Raw genomic sequence first — 16,514 nt, forward strand, 5'->3', positions numbered from 1 at the left:
CATGGGAAGATGGGACACGTGTTGCGTTGGATAACCGCCGGGGAATCGCACGGTCGCGCGCTGGTCGCCGTGGTCGAGGGCATGGTCGCCGGAGTGGCCGTCACCTCGGCTGACATCTCGACCCAGTTGGCCCGCCGCCGCCTCGGCTACGGCCGTGGCGCTCGGATGAAGTTCGAGGCCGACGCCGTCACCGTGCTGTCCGGGGTCCGGCACGGTGTCACCTTGGGCGGCCCGATCGCCGTGGAGATCGGCAACACCGAGTGGCCCAAGTGGGAGACGGTGATGTCGACCGACCCGGTCGACCCGGCGGTACTCGACAGCGAGGGCGGTGCTCGCAACGCGCCACTGACCCGCCCTCGACCCGGCCACGCCGACTACGCCGGCATGCTCAAATACGGCTTCGACGACGCCCGCCCGGTGCTGGAGCGGGCCAGCGCGCGCGAGACGGCCGCCCGGGTCACCGCCGGAACGATCGCGCGGGCGTTCCTGGACCAGGCGCTGGGCGTGCAGGTGATCTCCCACGTGATCTCGATCGGCGCGTCCGACCCCTACGACGGTCCGGTGCCGCAGCCCGAGGATCTGGCCGCCATCGACGCCAGCCCGGTCCGTGCTTACGACCGGCAGGCACAGGAATCCATGATCGCCGAGATCGAGGCGGCCAAGGCCGACGGCGACACGCTGGGGGGCGTGGTGGAAGTGGTGGTCTCAGGCCTGCCGATCGGCCTGGGGTCCTTTATCAGTGGCGACGATCGCCTGGATGGCCAACTGGCCGCGGCGATCATGGGCATCCAGGCCATCAAGGGTGTCGAAATCGGCGACGGTTTCACCACCGCCCGCCGGCGCGGCAGCGCCGCCCACGACGAGATGCACCCGGGCCCCGACGGTGTGGTTCGCTCCACCAACCGTGCCGGCGGGCTGGAGGGCGGCATGACCAACGGCCAGCCGCTGCGGGTGCGCGCGGCGATGAAGCCGATCTCCACCGTTCCGCGGGCACTGGCCACCGTCGACATGGCCACCGGCGACGAAGCGGTCGCGATCCATCAGCGCTCCGACGTGTGCGCCGTCCCGGCCGCGGGAGTGGTGGCCGAGGCCATGGTGGCGTTGGTGTTGGCCCGCGCGGCGCTGGCCAAATTCGGCGGCGACTCGCTGACCGAAACCCGGCGCAACATCGAGGCATACCGGCGTTCGGTGGCCGAACGCGGGTCGGTGGGCGGCCAGGCCCGGGCATCGGGGTAGGCGTGACGCCCAGAGCGGTTCTGGTGGGATTGCCCGGCGCGGGCAAATCCACCATCGGACGGCGCCTGGCCAAGGCGCTCGGCGTCGAGATGCTCGATACCGACGCCGCCATCGAGGCCCGCGCCGGGCGGAGCATCGCCGACATCTTCGCCACCGACGGCGAACAGGAGTTCCGCCGTATCGAGGAGGAAGTCGTGCGCGCGGCGCTGGCGGATCACGACGGGGTGCTGTCACTGGGCGGGGGAGCGGTCACCAGCCCCGGGGTGCGCGAAGCACTGGCCGGGCATACCGTGGTGTTCCTCGAGATCAGCGCCGCCGAGGGAGTCCGGCGCACCGGCGGCAGCACGGTACGGCCGCTGCTGGCCGGGCCGGGCCGGGCCGAGAAGTTCCGCGAGTTGATGGCGCAACGAGTGCCGCTCTACCGGCGCCTCGCCACGATCCGGGTCAACACCAACCGGCGAAATCCGGGCGCGGTGGTGCGCTATATCGTGTCCCGGCTGGAGGCGACCGCGCCGGGCGGCAAGGCCACCCGGCCTGCCCGGGTACAGCCACCGGCGGCGCCCACCGGCTCACCGCCCACCCCGGCCACGCTGGCCGCACGACAGACCGGAGGACGCAAGTGACCCAGATTCCCGAGCCGATCACCGTGACGGTGGCCACCGACCCGCCGTACCCGGTGGTGATCGGCAAAGGCTTGCTCGGTGATCTCGCCGATCTGCTCGCCGGCCGCAACAAGGTCGCGATCCTGCATCAGCCGACGCTGGAGCAGACCGCCGAGGGGATCCGAACGTACCTGTCCGACAAGGGTATCGAGGCGCATCGCATCGAGATCCCCGATGCCGAGGACGGCAAGTCGCTGCAGGTGCTGGGCTTCATCTGGGACGTGCTGGGACGGATCGGGCTCGACCGCAGAGACGCCCTGGTGAGTCTGGGCGGAGGCGCCGCCACCGACGTGGCCGGTTTCGCGGCGGCCAGCTGGCTGCGCGGCGTCTCGATCGTGCATGTGCCCACCACACTGCTGGCGATGGTGGACGCCGCGGTCGGCGGCAAGACCGGCATCAACACCGAGGCCGGCAAGAACCTCGTCGGCGCGTTCCACCAGCCGGCGGCCGTCGTGGTCGATCTGGCCACCCTGGAGACGCTGCCGCAGCGCGAGATCGTCGCCGGTATGCCCGAGATCGTCAAAGCCGGTTTCATCGCCGATCCGGTGATCCTCGACCTCATCGAAGCCGACCCGAAGGCCGCTATGGACCCGGCCGGGGAGGTGCTGGGTGAGCTGATCCGGCGCGCGATCACCGTCAAGGCCGAAGTCGTCGCCGCCGACGAGCGGGAGTCGGGCCTGCGCGAGATCCTCAACTACGGCCACACCCTCGCGCACGCGATCGAGGCGCTGGAGCACTATCAGTGGCGCCACGGCGACGCGGTGTCGGTCGGACTGGTCTTCGCCGCGGAGCTGGCCCGCGTCACCGGGCGCCTCGACGACGAGACCGCCGACCGGCACCGCTCGATCCTGCAGTCCCTGGGCCTGCCGGTCAGCTACTACGAGAGCGCCCTGCCGGCGCTGCTGGAATACATGATGGGGGACAAGAAGAACCGGGCCGGCGTGTTGCGGTTCGTGGTGCTCGACGGCCTGGCCAAGCCGGGCCGGCTGGAGGGGCCTGACCCGATGCTGCTGGCCGCCGCCTACGACGAGGTGGGCCGGCGATTCCGATTGGAGCGACGGTGAACCGGATCAACGTCATCAACGGCCCCAACCTGGGGCGGCTGGGCCGGCGGGAGCCGGATGTCTACGGCGACACCAGCTATGAGGACCTGCAGGCGCTGATCGAGCGGGAGGCCGCCGCGCTGGGTGTGCAGGCCGTGGTGCGCCAGAGCGACAGCGAAGCGCAGCTGCTGGGCTGGATTCATGCCGCCGCCGACGCCGCCGAGCCGGTGATCCTCAACGCCGGTGGTCTGACCCACACCTCGGTGGCGCTACGCGACGCCTGCGCCGAACTGCGGGCACCGCTGATCGAACTGCACATCTCCAATGTTCATGCCCGCGAAGACTTTCGGCGCCATTCCTACTTGAGTCCGGTCGCCAGCGGCGTGATCGTGGGATTCGGTGTGCGCGGCTATCTGCTGGCGCTGCGCTACTTGGCCGAGTCGTCGGACTGAGCTGACGGGCCGCCCTCGTCGACCGCCGGGATCTCGGTGGTGGCGTCGGCCTGGTCTTCAACGGCCGGGAACTCCTCGGTGGTGAAACCCGCGGCGGGGCCGGCCAATGTCGCGCCGGCGTCGGCCTGGGTGGCAGGAGCGTCGGCTTGCGGTGCGGCGGTGTCGGCGTGGGGCGCCGCCTCGGTCTGGATGGTGTCGGTCTGCTCGGCGGCCACCGCGGGGGCACCGACGGTGGCGAACACGTCCGTCGGGGCAGCCTCGCCCTGGGCGGCCAGGCCGTGGTGGCGGTGCGGCGCCTTCTCGTACTCCTTGTCGACGCGACGGCGTCCCAGGGTGACGGCGGCCACCGCCGTGACGAACACCAGCAGCGCGGTGAAGGCCGCGAAGCTGGTCAGCTCGTTGAACAGCGAGCTGACGTAGAGCGCCTTGTCGACCAGCCCGATGATCCACGACACCAGGCCGCTCACCAGCCCGGCGACCAGCCCGGCACCCAGCCACGTCATGGCGAGGTCGTCGCGCCGGTCCGGGTCGGGGTTCGCGCGGGCGTCGGCGCGGCCATCGGAATAGCCCCACACCATCACTGCGATCGCGAACAAGATCATCAGGATCAGGCTGATCAGGCCGGCCTGCGCCTCGAAGGCGTTGATCAACACCCCCTGGGTCATGCGGATGACGACCATCAGCGCTGCGAAGACCAACCCGCGAAGAAACCACTTGCTCATGGGGGCACAGCGTAGCGAGTACCGTCACACCGCGTGACACATTCCTCCCGTCGGCTACGTCTGAGCGCCGCAATCGATGCGGCCGGTTTGGACGCGATGCTGGTCACAGACTTGATCAACGTGCGGTACCTGTCCGGATTCACCGGCTCGGCCGGTGCCCTGCTGGTCTACGCCGACCAGCGGCCCGCGCTGCTGGCGACCGACGGCCGCTACCGCACCCAAGCCGCTCGGCAGGCCCCCGACCTACCGGCTGCGATCGAGCGCGCCGGGGCGAGTCACCTGGTCGGGCAGGCTGCTGCGGCCGGTGTGGGCAGGCTGGGGTTCGAGGCGCATGTGGTCACGGTGGACGGCTTCGACACGCTGGCAGCGGCGCTGTGCGCCGCTGACGGCGCCGTCGCGGGTGCCGAACTGGTTCGGGCCTCGGGTGCGGTGGAGGCGCTGCGGGAGGCCAAGGACGCCGGCGAGGTGGCGCTGTTGCGGTTGGCCTGCGAGGCCGCCGACGCTGCGCTGGGCGCCCTGGTGGAGCGCGGGGGACTGCGGCCGGGCCGTACCGAACGCGAGGTCGCCCGGGATTTGGAGGCGTTGCTGCTCGACCACGGCGCCGACGGCGCCTCCTTCGAGACCATCGTGGCCGCCGGCCCGAATTCGGCGATACCGCACCATCGGCCGACCGAGGCGGTGCTGACGGCCGGTGATTTCGTCAAGATCGACTTCGGGGCGCTGGTGGCCGGCTACCACTCCGACATGACCCGCACCTTCGTGCTGGGCCGACCGGCCGACTGGCAGCAGGAGATCTATCAGGTGGTCGCGGCCGCCCAGCGCGCCGGCCGGGAGGCGCTGCGACCGGGAGCGGCGCTGCGTGACGTCGATGCGGCCGCGCGCGGGGTGATCGCCGACGCCGGGTACGGCGAGACCTTCGGGCACGGCCTGGGCCACGGGGTCGGGCTGCGGATTCATGAAGCGCCGGGAATCAACGCGACGGCCAACGGTACACTGCTTGCCGGTGCTGTGGTGACCGTGGAGCCCGGCGTCTATCTGGCCGATCGTGGCGGCGTCCGCATCGAGGACACGCTCGTGGTCGGCGGTGACTCACCCGCAGCCGCGGGGACGCACCCGGAATTGCTGACTCGGTTCCCCAAGGAACTGACCACCCTCTAGGAGACGTAGGAAACGTGGCCTCAACTGCCGACTTCAAGAACGGACTGGTGCTGGTGATCGACGGCCAGCTCTGGCAGATCGTCGAATTCCAGCACGTCAAACCGGGCAAGGGGCCGGCCTTCGTGCGCACCAAGCTCAAGAACGTGGTGTCGGGCAAGGTGGTCGACAAGACCTACAACGCCGGGGTGAAGGTCGAGACCGCCACCGTCGACCGCCGGGACGCCACCTTCCTGTACCGCGACGGCGCCGACTTCGTTTTCATGGACAGCGCCGACTACGAGCAGCACCCGCTGCCCGAGGCGATGGTCGGCGACTCGGCGAACTACCTGTTGGAGAGCATGCCGGTGCAGATCGCCTTCCACAACGGGGTGCCGCTGTACCTGGAGATGCCGGTCAGCGTCGAGTTGGAGGTCACTCACACCGAGCCGGGCCTGCAGGGCGACCGCTCCAGTGCGGGAACCAAGCCGGCCACCATGGAGACCGGCGCCCAGATCAACGTTCCGCTGTTCATCAACACCGGAGACAAGCTGAAGGTCGACACCCGCGACGGCAGCTACCTGGGACGGGTCAACTCCTGACCATGCCCGCTGGCAAGCCGGTGAAAGGCCGGCATCAGGCCCGCAAGCGTGCCGTTGATCTGCTGTTCGAGTCCGAAGCCCGGGGTCTGACGCCGGCGCAGGGCGCCGAGCTGCGGACGGCGCTGGCGGCCGAACAGCCCGATGTGGCGCCGCTGCACCCCTACACCGTCACCGTCGCAGACGGCGTCACCGCCCACAGTGCTCATATCGACGACCTGATCACCTCCCACCTGCAGGGCTGGAAGTTGGAGCGACTGCCGGCCGTCGACCGGGCGATCCTGCGGGTGGCGATCTGGGAGTTGCTGCACGCCGAGGACGTCCCGGAGCCGGTCGCCGTCGACGAGGCGGTGAAACTGGCCAAGGAGCTGTCCACCGATGACTCGCCCGGCTTCGTCAACGGCGTGCTGGGGCAGGTGATGCTGGTGACACCGCAGCTGCGGGCGGCATCGCAGGCCGTCCGGGAAGCGGCTGCGCCGCCCGCGCCTGCCGCCACCGAGCCCGAGGCCGGCTCCGAGGAGTGACCGGTCTCAGTGCCGCGGCGGGCAACTGCCCTGCGGACCGCGCGCGACGCACCGGACGATCTCGCCGTCGCGGTCGTGCAGGCACCACAGGAAGAAGGCATCGCCGATCTTGTTGACGCCCTCGAACGGGCGGGCCGTCGCCTCGCCGTCACCGATGACGACCGACTCGCCCTGTGTCGCAGCGACGCAGTCCGCGGCCGAAAGACGTTCGCAGGCTTCCTCGGCGGTCTGCGCACCGGCCAGCGCGGCGGTGTAGGCGTCGATGTTGGCTATATCACCCACCCTTCCGACGCTACTCACCACGGCGCCGTTCTGACATGGCCTTTGGCTTCCGGATCGTAGGGCCTTAGACCCTTGCCAGCCGTGCACCGGCGGCGGCGAAAGCACCCCGCAGGCGCGCCGAACCGGCACACTGGCCCTATGAACTCACGCGGCGACATGGGAAATCGACGGTTACGGGTCTCGGCGCTGGCGGCGGTGGCGAACCCGTCGTATTCGCGGGTGGACACCTGGAACCTGCTCGACGACGCCTGTCGGGAACTGGCCGCGGTTGACCGCGCCGGCCTGGACAGCACTCACCATGTCGCGCATGTGAAGCGCTTGATGCACCGCCTCGGCGCGTTCGAGCGGTACTGGCTGTTTCCGGGTGCGGCGCGGTTGGCGACGTTCCGCGGTTACCTCGAGGCGATGGCGACGGTGTCGCTCAGCGAGCAGGTCTCGCTGGTGGTGCGGTTGTTGTCGGACTACGGCGACCGCGCGGCCTTGTTCGATCTGAGCTCGCCGCTCTCAGAACAGGAACTGGTGGCTCAGGCTCGCCAGCAGCAGTTCTACACCGTGTTGCTGGCGGACGATTCGCCGCAGGAGGCGCCCGAGAGCCTGGCGGAAAGTCTCCGTGCGCTGCGAAAGGTCGACGACGAGGTGCAGGTCGAGTTGCTGGTGGTCTCGAGCGTGGAGGACGCCGTCACCGCGGTCGCGCTCAACGGCGAGGTCCAGGCTGCGATCGTGCGGCATGATCTGCCGCTCCGTTCGCGTGACCGGGTGCCGCTGATGACCACGTTGCTGGGCGTCAGCGACGACGCCGGAGTCGTCGACTGCGGCCGCGACGCCGTCGAATGCGGGGAATGGATGCGGCTGCTGCGGCCGCACATCGACCTGTACCTGCTCACCGATGAGTCGATCGCCGCTGACACCGAGGAGGAGCCGGACATCTACGACCGGACCTTCTACCGGCTCAACGATGTCACCGACCTGCACAGCACCGTGCTTGCCGGCATCCGGAAGCGCTACTCCACACCGTATTTCGATGCGTTGCGGGCCTATGCGGCCGAGCCGGTAGGCCAGTTCCACGCGCTTCCGGTGGCTCGCGGCGCCAGCATATTCAACTCCCGTTCGCTGCAGGACATGGGAGAGTTCTACGGCCGCAACATCTTCATGGCCGAGACCTCCTCGACATCCGGAGGGCTGGATTCGCTGCTCGACCCGCACGGCACCATCCGGGTCGCGATGGACAAGGCCGCAAAGACCTGGAACGCCGACAACACCTATTTCGTCACCAACGGGACCTCGACGGCAAACAAGATCGTCGGGCAGGCACTGACCCGGCCGGGCGACATCGTGCTGATCGACCGGAACTGCCACAAGTCGCATCACTACAGTCTGGTGCTGGCCGGTGCGTACCCGATGTATCTGGATGCCTATCCGCTGGCGCCGTTCGCGATCTACGGTGCGGTGTCGCTGCAGACCATCAAGCGCGCGCTGCTGGACCTGGAGGCGGCCGGGCAGCTGCACCGGGTTCGGATGATCTCACTGACCAACTGCACCTTCGACGGCGTGGTCTACAACCCACAGCGGGTGATGGAGGAGATCCTGGCGATCAAGCCGGACATCTGCTTTCTGTGGGACGAGGCCTGGTACGCCTTCGCGACCGCCGTACCGTGGGCCCGGCAGCGCACCGCGATGGTCGCCGCCGAACGCTTGGAAGCCATGCTCTGCTCACCCGACTACGCCGAGGAATACCAGGCGTGGCGTGCCTCTATGGAGGGCATCGACCGCTCCCGGTGGAGCGAGCATCGGTTGTTGCCCGCCCCCTCGGCTCGAGTGCGGGTCTATGCGACCCACTCCACCCACAAGTCGCTGTCGGCGCTGCGGCAGGCCTCGATGATCCACGTCCGCGACCAGGACTTCAACGCGCTGGCTCGAGACGCGTTCACCGAAGCGTTTCTGACTCACACCTCTACCTCGCCGAACCAGCAGCTATTGGCATCGTTGGACCTGGCTCGCCGACAGGTCGACATCGAAGGCTTCCACATGGTGCGGCGGGTCTACGATATGGCACTGGTGTTTCGCCACCGGGTCCGTAAGGACCGGCTGATCAGCAAGTGGTTCCGCATTCTCGACGAAGACGACCTGGTGCCCGCCCGGTTCCGGGAGTCGACGGTCAGCTCCTATCGCCAGGTTCGCCAGGGTGCGCTGGCGGAGTGGAACGAGGCCTGGCGATCCGACGAGTTCGTACTCGACCCGACCCGGGTCACGCTGTACATCGGCAAGACCGGGATGAACGGCTACGACTTCCGCGAGAAGATCTTGATGGAGCGCTTCGGCATCCAGATCAACAAGACGTCGATCAACTCCGTGCTGCTGATCTTCACCATCGGGGTGACCTGGTCCAGCGTGCACTACCTGCTCGACGCGTTACGCCGGGTCGCCGGCGAACTGGACCATGCCTGGGAGGCGGCCAGCATCGACGACCGGGCGCTGCAGCAGCGCAAGGTGGTGGAGATCACCGAGGATCTGCCGCCGCTTCCAGACTTCAGCGAGTTCGACCACGCGTTCCGGCCCGACGGCGCAAGCGGATTCGGTGATATGAGGGCGGCGTTCTACGGCGGCTACGAGGAGTCCGATCGCGAGCACGTCCTGCTCGGCGACGCCGGCCGCCGGGTCGCCGACGGCAAGACCCTGGTGTCGACCACCTTCGTCGTGCCGTACCCGCCCGGCTTCCCGGTGCTGGTCCCCGGACAGGTGGTCTCCAAGGAGATTCTGTACTTCCTGGCCGAACTGGACGTCAAGGAGATCCACGGCTACAACCCCGACCTGGGGCTGGCGGTGTTCACCCAGGACGCCTTGGCGCGCATGGCAACTTCTCCGCGGGCGTGCGCGTCCCCGGCCGACACGCCGTCCTGAAACCCGTTTCGGCGCACGCTCGGCGCACGCTTACCGGCGGTGCGCCTCCTGGCAGGTGCGGTGCGGCCACACATCCGAGGTCGCGGATATCAGCCGCCGTCCAACGGCAACCGGATCAGCTAGGGCAGGCGGTTAGCGGCTGGTTTTCCTCACCGCGATTGTTTCCCGGGCCACCGGTGCCGTTGCGGCGCAATGGCGCCTCCGCGACCGGTTTCCGCTGGCAGCCGGGCGCAGACGAGTGGCGCAATGCGCCAAACCGCTGGTCAGCAGAGTTTCGCGGCGCTGTCATCCCGCGCCGGTGGACCCTTAGCGTGTCTGCATGGCCGAAGCCCGTGTCGCAGTCCAACCGATCCGCCGCGCGGACCGGGCGCGGCAGGTCGCCGACGTGCTGCGCCACCAGATCCACGCCGGCGCCTACGCCGGCGGGCTGCCCGGCGAAACGGAACTCGCTGACGAATTCGTGGTGTCCCGCAACATCATTCGCGAGGCACTGAGCGCACTGAAGGCCGAGGGCCTGATCAGCCGGGGACCCCGGACCGGCACCCGGGTGGCGCAACACAAACACGACCACGGACTGGACCTCCTGCTCGGCCTGCAAGAGACCTTCGACGGCCACGGCCAGGTGCGCAACGAGGTGCGGGTGGCAACGGTTGTCTGTGCCCCGCCCTCCATCGCCCGGCGACTGTTACTCGACGCCGGCGCACCGCTGGTGTTCATCGAACGGCTGCGATACCTCGGTGATGTGCCGCTGAGCCTGGATCAGACCTATCTGCCGGCCGATATCGGCGACGCCGTGCTGGCCCATCCGCTGGAGGACAGCGACCTGTTCCCGCTGATCGAGCAGATCAGCGGGCAGCGACTCGGCGATGCCACGCTGGCGCTGGAGGCCATCCCGGCAGACCCGCACTCGGCGGCCATTCTGCAGCTGGCCGACGGTGCGGCCCTGCTGATGCTGGAGCGGCTCACCAGCTTTGAGGACGGCAGACCGGTCGACCTCGAATACATCCGGATGCGCGGTGACCGGGTCACCATGCGCGGAAGTCTGACAAGGAGCAATCCATGACGCTGGTCAACAGCCGTTCCGACGTCCCGGTGACCATCGACGAGTCGCTGTGCATCACCGGGTGCACGCTGTGCGTCGACATCTGCCCGCTGGATTCGCTGGCGATCAACCCGGACAACGGCAAGGCCTTCATGCACGTCGACGAGTGCTGGTATTGCGGGCCGTGTGCGGCGCGCTGCCCGACCGGTGCCGTCACCGTCAACATGCCCTATCTGCTTCGCTGAACATAGTGACCACAAGGTGATTCATGAAGAAGACCCTGATCCTGCTGGCGTGCAGCCTGGTATTCGCCGGGTGCTCGCTGGATTCCGCGCCGGCGGGTGATTCCGTCGACGTGGTCGTGGGCTACCAGTCCAAGACCATCAACACCGCTACCGCCGGCACGCTGCTGCGCGCCCGTGGCTATCTGGAACGCCGGCTCGCCGACATCACCGCCCGGACCGGCACCCGCTACCGGGTCGACTGGCAGGACTACGACACCGGGGCGCCGATCACCGCACAGATGCTCGCCGAGAAGATCGACATCGGCTCGATGGGCGACTATCCGATGCTGGTCAACGGCGTCCGAACCCGGGACAGCGAGCAGGCCCGCACCGCGATCGTCTCGGTGACCGGCTACCACCCGGCCGGTGCGCTGAACATGGTGGTGGTGGCGCCGGATTCGCACGCCGACACCCTCGCAGACCTGGCCGGGGCCAGAGTGTCGGCCAGTGTGGGCTCAGCGGGCCACGGCACCTTGCTGCGCGCGCTGGCCGGCACCGGGGCGCAAGTCGAGGTGCTCAACCAGCAGCCACAGGTCGGTGCCTCGTCCCTGGAATCCGGGCAGGTACAGGGCCTGTCGCAGTTCGTGGCCTGGCCCGGCCTGCTGGTCTACCAGGACCGGGCGAGACTGCTCTACGACGGCGCCGAACTCAACCACCCGACCCTGCACGGAGTGGTGGTGCGTCGCGGCTACGCGCGATCGCACCCGGAAGTGCTCAACGCGTTTCTGCAAGCACAGCTGGATGCCACCGATTTCCTGAACCGCAAGCCGCTGGAGGCGGCCCGGATCGTTGCCGAGGGCAGCGGGCTGCCGCAGGAGGTTGTCTACCTCTACAACGGGCCGGGCGGAACATCGTTCGACACCACCGTCAAACCGGCGTTGGTCAAGGCGTTGAAAAACGATGTGCCCTACCTGAAGTCGATCGGTGATTTCACAGGCCTGGACGGTTTCGACATCGACCGGTTCATCGACGACGGGCCGCTGCGGGCGGCGTTCGCCGAGCGCAAGCTGGACTACAACAAGGCGGTCGCCGCCCTGGACAAGCCCGCGACGACCGGTGGCGAACTCTGGCTGCAGGGCTCGGAGACAACGGTGGGCATGGCCGATCCCGACCAGCTGTTGCAGGCCGTGCGGGCAGCGACGGCCCGCGGCGATCGCATCCGTGCGGCGTATGTGCACGACGCCGAACTGGGCACCCGCTGGTTCGCCGACAAGTCGGCGTGGGTCCGCGACGGCGGGCACCACCTGGCCTTCGACACCGTCGCGGGGGCGCGGCGCTATGCGGCAGCGCATCCGGGCAGCACCGTGGTGGACTACCAGCAGGCGCTGGCGGCCGCGGCATGACCGCGGTGATCACCGGTGGCCCGGCGGTGTCGGCAGCGGTCGACGCAGCGCCGCGCCGGCATGCCTCGGTGCGACGGTCCTGGCTGCTGCGCCTGGCGTCGGTCGCCGCCGCGGTCGGGCTGTGGCAGCTGCTGACCGCGGCCGACGTGCGCTGGTGGCTGCGATTCGACACCCTGCCCACCGTCGACGAGGTCTTCGCCACCCTGGTGCGCCGGCTGGGCACCGAGGCGTACTGGCTGGACCTGGCCCAGTCATTGGTCCGGATTCTGACCGGATTCGGCCTGGCCGCCGTCGCCGGGGTGGTCACCGGCATCCTGCTGGGCCGCTCCCGGGTCGCCGCGGACGTACTGGGACCGATCACCGAGCTGATCCGGCCCATCCCCGCGATAGCCGTCGTGCCGGTGGCGATCCTGCTGTTCCCGGCCGGCGAACAGGGCATCGTGTTCATCACATTTCTGGCCGCCTATTTCCCGATCCTGGTCAGCACCCGGCATGCGGTGCGCGCGCTGCCGACGCTGTGGGAGGACTCGGTCCGCACCCTGGGCGGCGGCCGGTGGGATGTGCTGAGCCAGGTGGTGTTTCCCGGGATCCTGCCGGGGGTTTTCGGCGGCCTGTCGGTCGGGATGGGCGTGTCGTGGATCTGCGTGATCTCCGCGGAGATGATCTCCGGGCGCCTCGGTATCGGCTACCGCACCTGGCAGGCCTACACGGTGCTGGCCTACCCCGATGTCTTCGTCGGGATCATCACCATCGGCGTGTTGGGTTTCGCGACGTCGGCGGCGGTGGAGGTGCTCGGGCGCCGGCTGACCAGCTGGTTGCCGCGCAGCGAGGAGTACGCGCGATGACCGCGGGCATGAGCCTCACTTTGGAGCGGATCCGGCTGTCCTACACCGATTCCCCGGTGATCGACGAGCTGAGCCTGGCGGTGCGCCCCGGCGAGATCCTGGTGCTGACCGGACCGTCCGGCTGCGGCAAGTCGACGGTGCTGCGCGCCCTGGCCGGACTGCTGACACCCGATCGCGGCCGAGTGCTGGCCGACGGCGCCACAGTGGCCACCACCTCGGGGGATAGGGCGATGGTGTTCCAGGACAACGCGCTGCTGCCGTGGCGGTCGGTGCGGTCCAACATCGAGCTGGCGCTGCGGCTGCGCGGTGTGCCGCGCAGCGGGCGCCGGGCACAAGCCGATCGGTGGATCACCGAGCTGGGCCTGAGCGGGTTCGGCGACTATCTGCCCAAGAGCCTCTCCGGCGGGATGCGGCAACGCGTGCAATTGGCCCGCGGGCTGGCCGGCGCTCCCCGTGCGGTGATGATGGACGAGCCGTTCGGCGCCCTGGACAGCGCGACCCGCGCCGCCATGCAGGCACTGCTGATCGAGACCTGGCGTACCCACCCGACCACGATCGTGTTCGTCACCCATGACGTCGACGAAGCGCTGGCGCTCGGCGACCGGGTGGCGGTGCTGGGCCGCGCCGGGCAGCCACTGCGGGCGCTGGCCGATGTTCCCGAGCCGCGCAGCGCACGGCCCGAGCCCGCGTTGCGCGCCGAACTCCTTTCCGCATTGGACTATTCATGATCGAGATACCGGATGCCTCCCAGCCGCTGCGGCTGGACTGCGACGTGCTGGTGATCGGCGGCGGCACCGCAGGCACCATGGCCGCCCTGACCGCCGCCGAGCACGGTGCCCGGGTGCTGCTGCTGGAAAAGGCGCACGTGCGGCACTCCGGCGCCTTGGCGATGGGCATGGACGGAGTCAACAACGCCGTCATTCCCGGCAAGGCCGAACCCGAGGACTACGTCGCCGAGATCACCCGTGCCAACGACGGGATCGTCAACCAGCGCACCGTGTACCAGACCGCCACCCGCGGCTTCGCGATGGTGCAGCGGTTGGAGCGCTACGGCGTGAAGTTCGAGAAAGACGAGCACGGCGAGTATGCGGTGCGCCGCGTACACCGCTCCGGTTCCTATGTGTTGCCGATGCCCGAGGGTAAGGACGTCAAGAAGGCGCTCTACCGCGTGCTGCGGCAACGCTCCATGCGCGAGAAGATCCGCATCGAGAACCGGCTGATGCCGGTACGCGTGCTCACCCGGGACGGCCGAGCGGTCGGCGCGGCCGCATTGCACACCCGCACCGGCGAGTTCGTCGCCGTCGGCGCCAAGGCGGTGATCCTGGCCACCGGGCCGTGCGGGCGGCTGGGGCTGCCGGCCTCGGGCTACCTGTACGGCACCTACGAGAACCCGACCAACGCCGGTGATGGCTACTCGATGGCCTATCACGCCGGCGCCGAGCTCTCCGGCATCGAGTGCTTCCAGGTCAACCCGTTGATCAAGGACTACAACGGGCCGGCCTGCGCCTATGTCGCCAACCCGTTCGGCGGCTATCAGGTGAATGCGCTGGGGGAGCGCTTCGTCGACTCCGACTACTGGTCCGGACAGATGATGGCCGAGGTCAAATCCGAGATCGACTCCGCCCGAGGGCCGATCTACCTCAAGGTGTCGCACCTGCCCGACGAGACGCTGTCGGCGCTGGAGGACATCCTGCACACCACCGAACGGCCCACCCGGGGCACCTTTCACGCCAACCGCGGCCACGACTACCGCACTCACGACGTGGAGATGCACATCTCCGAGATCGGCTTGTGCTCCGGGCATTCGGCGTCGGGGGTGTGGGTCGACGAGCACGCCCGCACCACCGTGGCGGGCTTGTACGCGGCGGGTGACCTGGCCTGCGTGCCGCACAACTACATGATCGGCGCCTTCGTCTTCGGTGATCTGGCCGGCGCGCACGCAGCGTCCACCCTGGCCGGCGTCGCGGCTCCGCAGCAGCTGCCGGCCGACCAGCTCGCCGCTGCCCACGAGCTGATCTACCGTCCGCTGCGCCACCCTGACGGCCCGCCGCAACCGCAGGTGGAATACAAGCTGCGCCGGTTCGTCAACGACTATGTCGCACCGCCCAAGACGGCCGCCAAGCTGTCGCTGGCGGTGCAGACCTTCGAGCGGATGCGCGGTGAGATCGCCGAGATGGGCGCCCGCAGCCCGCACGAGTTGATGCGGGCGGTCGAGGTGTCGTTCATCCGGGACTGCGCCGAACTGGCGGCCCGCTCGTCACTGACCCGTACCGAATCGCGCTGGGGTCTTTACCACGAGCGTGCCGATCTACCCGGCCGGGACGACAGCCGGTGGGGGTATCACCTCAACGTGCGCCAGGGCCCCGGCGGCGAGATGGAATTCCTCAAGCGCCCCGTCGCACCGTATTTCGTCGCGGTGCCCGAGCTCGACGGGCTGCCGCCGGCCGACCAGTCGGTGTACCCGGTGTCGCAGCCGCCGCTGCTGGGCGGTCAGGCGCCTGCGACCGCACAGTCCCGGGTCGCGCCGCCGGGCGCCTCGCGCCCGCCGTCGCCTCGGATCGCGGCCGTCGTCGCCTTGGACGAGCCGGCGCTGTCGGACCTCGTCGATTTTCTTGGTGACCCCGATCCGGCGGTGCGGCGCACCGCGGTCGCCGTGCTGACCGAGCACACCCCCGACGGGTATGAATCCGCGTTGTTCGATGCCCTCGCCGACGACGACGCCGCGGTGCGCCGCACGGCCGCCGACGGCGCTCGCGAACTGGTCGAGGTGGTGACGGAGCCGGGCGCGCCCACTGCCCAGCTGCACTCGACAGATCCGGTGGTTCGTGCCTGCGTGCTGTATCTGCTGTCCAGTCGGCGCGTCGGGGACCCCGCGGCCTATCGCGCCATGCTGGCCGACCCCGACCACCGGGTGAGGATCGAGGCGGTGCGGGCACTGGTCTCGGTCGATGATGCACCGGCCGTGGCCACCGCCGCCGGCGACGGCAACCGCGAGGTGCGTATCGCAGCGGCGAACGCGTGCGCGACGCTCGGCACCGGGGCCGACACCGTCCGCGGCCTGATCGGGGACCCGGACCCGCTGGTGCGCGCCGCCGCCTTGGCAGCACTCGGCGAGATCGGTTGCGGCGACGAGGCCATCGCTGTGGTGGTATCGGCCCTGACGGAGTCGGCGTGGCAGGTTCGGGTCGGCGCGGCGCGGGCGCTGGCCGGCGCTTCCGCCGCCGAGGCGGTGCCCCGGCTGACGTTCGCGCTCGAGGATCCGCACCTCGACGTGCGCAAGGCCGCAGTGCTGGGATTGGCACGCTGGGCCGCCTCGGACGGCGCCGCACGTGATGCGTTGGGCATCGCCGTCAAGGACAGCGACGCCGACGTTCGCGCCTATGCGCGTGCAGCACTGCGGGAAGCGGGCGTGCACTCGGGCGGCTAGGTGGTCGACAACGGTGGAAAC

15 protein-coding genes and 1 pseudogene are annotated in these 16,514 nt (G+C 69.3%); 14 read left to right on the top strand and 2 right to left on the bottom strand.

Annotated features, from left to right (window positions below; translation table 11 throughout):
- The first annotated feature begins 18 nt into the window (after positions 1–18).
- The 4 genes and pseudogenes from aroC to aroQ all read left to right on the top strand — a co-directional run bounded on the left by aroC (position 19) and on the right by aroQ (position 3,393).
- Positions 19–1,236, top strand: coding sequence for a chorismate synthase (aroC, locus tag G6N19_RS18470; RefSeq protein WP_013829266.1), 1,218 nt, complete (start codon positions 19–21; stop codon positions 1,234–1,236).
- A gap of 2 nt (positions 1,237–1,238) precedes the next feature.
- A pseudogene (locus G6N19_RS18475) lies at positions 1,239–1,766 on the top strand (shikimate kinase); the annotation flags it as partial.
- 89 nt (positions 1,767–1,855) lie between these two features.
- Positions 1,856–2,962 (top strand): 3-dehydroquinate synthase, encoded by a 1,107-nt coding sequence (gene aroB / locus G6N19_RS18480; RefSeq protein WP_013829264.1) that lies wholly within the window; start codon positions 1,856–1,858, stop codon positions 2,960–2,962.
- Positions 2,959–3,393, top strand: coding sequence for a type II 3-dehydroquinate dehydratase (gene aroQ / locus G6N19_RS18485; RefSeq protein ID WP_013829263.1), 435 nt, complete (start codon positions 2,959–2,961; stop codon positions 3,391–3,393). Before aroB ends, aroQ begins: the two co-directional genes overlap by 4 nt.
- Here aroQ and G6N19_RS18490 read toward each other — a convergent pair.
- Positions 3,369–4,115: a B-4DMT family transporter gene (locus G6N19_RS18490; RefSeq protein ID WP_193465402.1), complete on the bottom strand. Its 747-nt coding sequence runs from the start codon at positions 4,113–4,115 to the stop codon at positions 3,369–3,371. The genes aroQ and G6N19_RS18490 overlap by 25 nt on opposite strands.
- A 33-nt stretch (positions 4,116–4,148) precedes the next feature.
- On the opposite strand from G6N19_RS18490, the gene G6N19_RS18495 reads away from it, so the two are divergent.
- The 3 genes from G6N19_RS18495 to nusB are packed head-to-tail and all read left to right on the top strand — an operon-like array spanning position 4,149 to position 6,372.
- Entirely contained in the window at positions 4,149–5,273 is a 1,125-nt protein-coding gene (locus tag G6N19_RS18495; protein WP_193465403.1) for an aminopeptidase P family protein, read from the top strand.
- Between the two features lie 14 nt (positions 5,274–5,287).
- Complete coding sequence (efp, locus tag G6N19_RS18500; protein ID WP_013829260.1) at positions 5,288–5,851, top strand: elongation factor P; 564 nt, start codon at positions 5,288–5,290, stop codon at positions 5,849–5,851.
- Positions 5,852–5,853: 2 nt separating this feature from the next.
- Positions 5,854–6,372, top strand: coding sequence for a transcription antitermination factor NusB (nusB, locus tag G6N19_RS18505; RefSeq protein WP_041318067.1), 519 nt, complete (start codon positions 5,854–5,856; stop codon positions 6,370–6,372).
- 6 nt (positions 6,373–6,378) lie between these two features.
- Here the strand turns inward: nusB and G6N19_RS18510 are convergent, their stop codons facing one another.
- Positions 6,379–6,654, bottom strand: a complete 276-nt coding sequence (locus G6N19_RS18510; RefSeq protein ID WP_013829258.1) for a hypothetical protein — start codon at positions 6,652–6,654, stop codon at positions 6,379–6,381.
- A 156-nt stretch (positions 6,655–6,810) separates the two neighbouring features.
- Between G6N19_RS18510 and G6N19_RS18515 the strand changes: the two genes are divergently transcribed.
- The 7 genes from G6N19_RS18515 to G6N19_RS18545 all read left to right on the top strand — a co-directional run bounded on the left by G6N19_RS18515 (position 6,811) and on the right by G6N19_RS18545 (position 16,493).
- The gene (locus G6N19_RS18515) at positions 6,811–9,552 is read left to right on the top strand and encodes an aminotransferase class I/II-fold pyridoxal phosphate-dependent enzyme (RefSeq protein ID WP_193466440.1); all 2,742 of its coding nucleotides are present in this window, start codon (positions 6,811–6,813) and stop codon (positions 9,550–9,552) included.
- A gap of 319 nt (positions 9,553–9,871) precedes the next feature.
- Positions 9,872–10,615: a GntR family transcriptional regulator gene (locus G6N19_RS18520; protein WP_013829256.1), complete on the top strand. Its 744-nt coding sequence runs from the start codon at positions 9,872–9,874 to the stop codon at positions 10,613–10,615.
- A complete protein-coding gene (locus tag G6N19_RS18525; RefSeq protein WP_013829255.1) occupies positions 10,612–10,839 on the top strand; it encodes a 4Fe-4S dicluster domain-containing protein in 228 nt (75 codons plus the stop codon). Before G6N19_RS18520 ends, G6N19_RS18525 begins: the two co-directional genes overlap by 4 nt.
- Positions 10,840–10,862: 23 nt before the next feature.
- Entirely contained in the window at positions 10,863–12,221 is a 1,359-nt protein-coding gene (locus G6N19_RS18530; protein ID WP_013829254.1) for an ABC transporter substrate-binding protein, read from the top strand.
- A complete protein-coding gene (locus tag G6N19_RS18535; protein WP_013829253.1) occupies positions 12,218–13,066 on the top strand; it encodes an ABC transporter permease in 849 nt (282 codons plus the stop codon). The genes G6N19_RS18530 and G6N19_RS18535 overlap by 4 nt, the downstream gene beginning before the upstream one ends.
- Positions 13,063–13,794, top strand: coding sequence for an ABC transporter ATP-binding protein (locus G6N19_RS18540; protein ID WP_013829252.1), 732 nt, complete (start codon positions 13,063–13,065; stop codon positions 13,792–13,794). Before G6N19_RS18535 ends, G6N19_RS18540 begins: the two co-directional genes overlap by 4 nt.
- Positions 13,791–16,493 (top strand): fumarate reductase/succinate dehydrogenase flavoprotein subunit, encoded by a 2,703-nt coding sequence (locus G6N19_RS18545; protein WP_013829251.1) that lies wholly within the window; start codon positions 13,791–13,793, stop codon positions 16,491–16,493. Before G6N19_RS18540 ends, G6N19_RS18545 begins: the two co-directional genes overlap by 4 nt.
- Positions 16,494–16,514: the final 21 nt, after the last annotated feature.

Source organism: Mycobacterium novum (assembly GCF_010726505.1).
Lineage (GTDB): Bacteria > Actinomycetota > Actinomycetes > Mycobacteriales > Mycobacteriaceae > Mycobacterium > Mycobacterium algericum.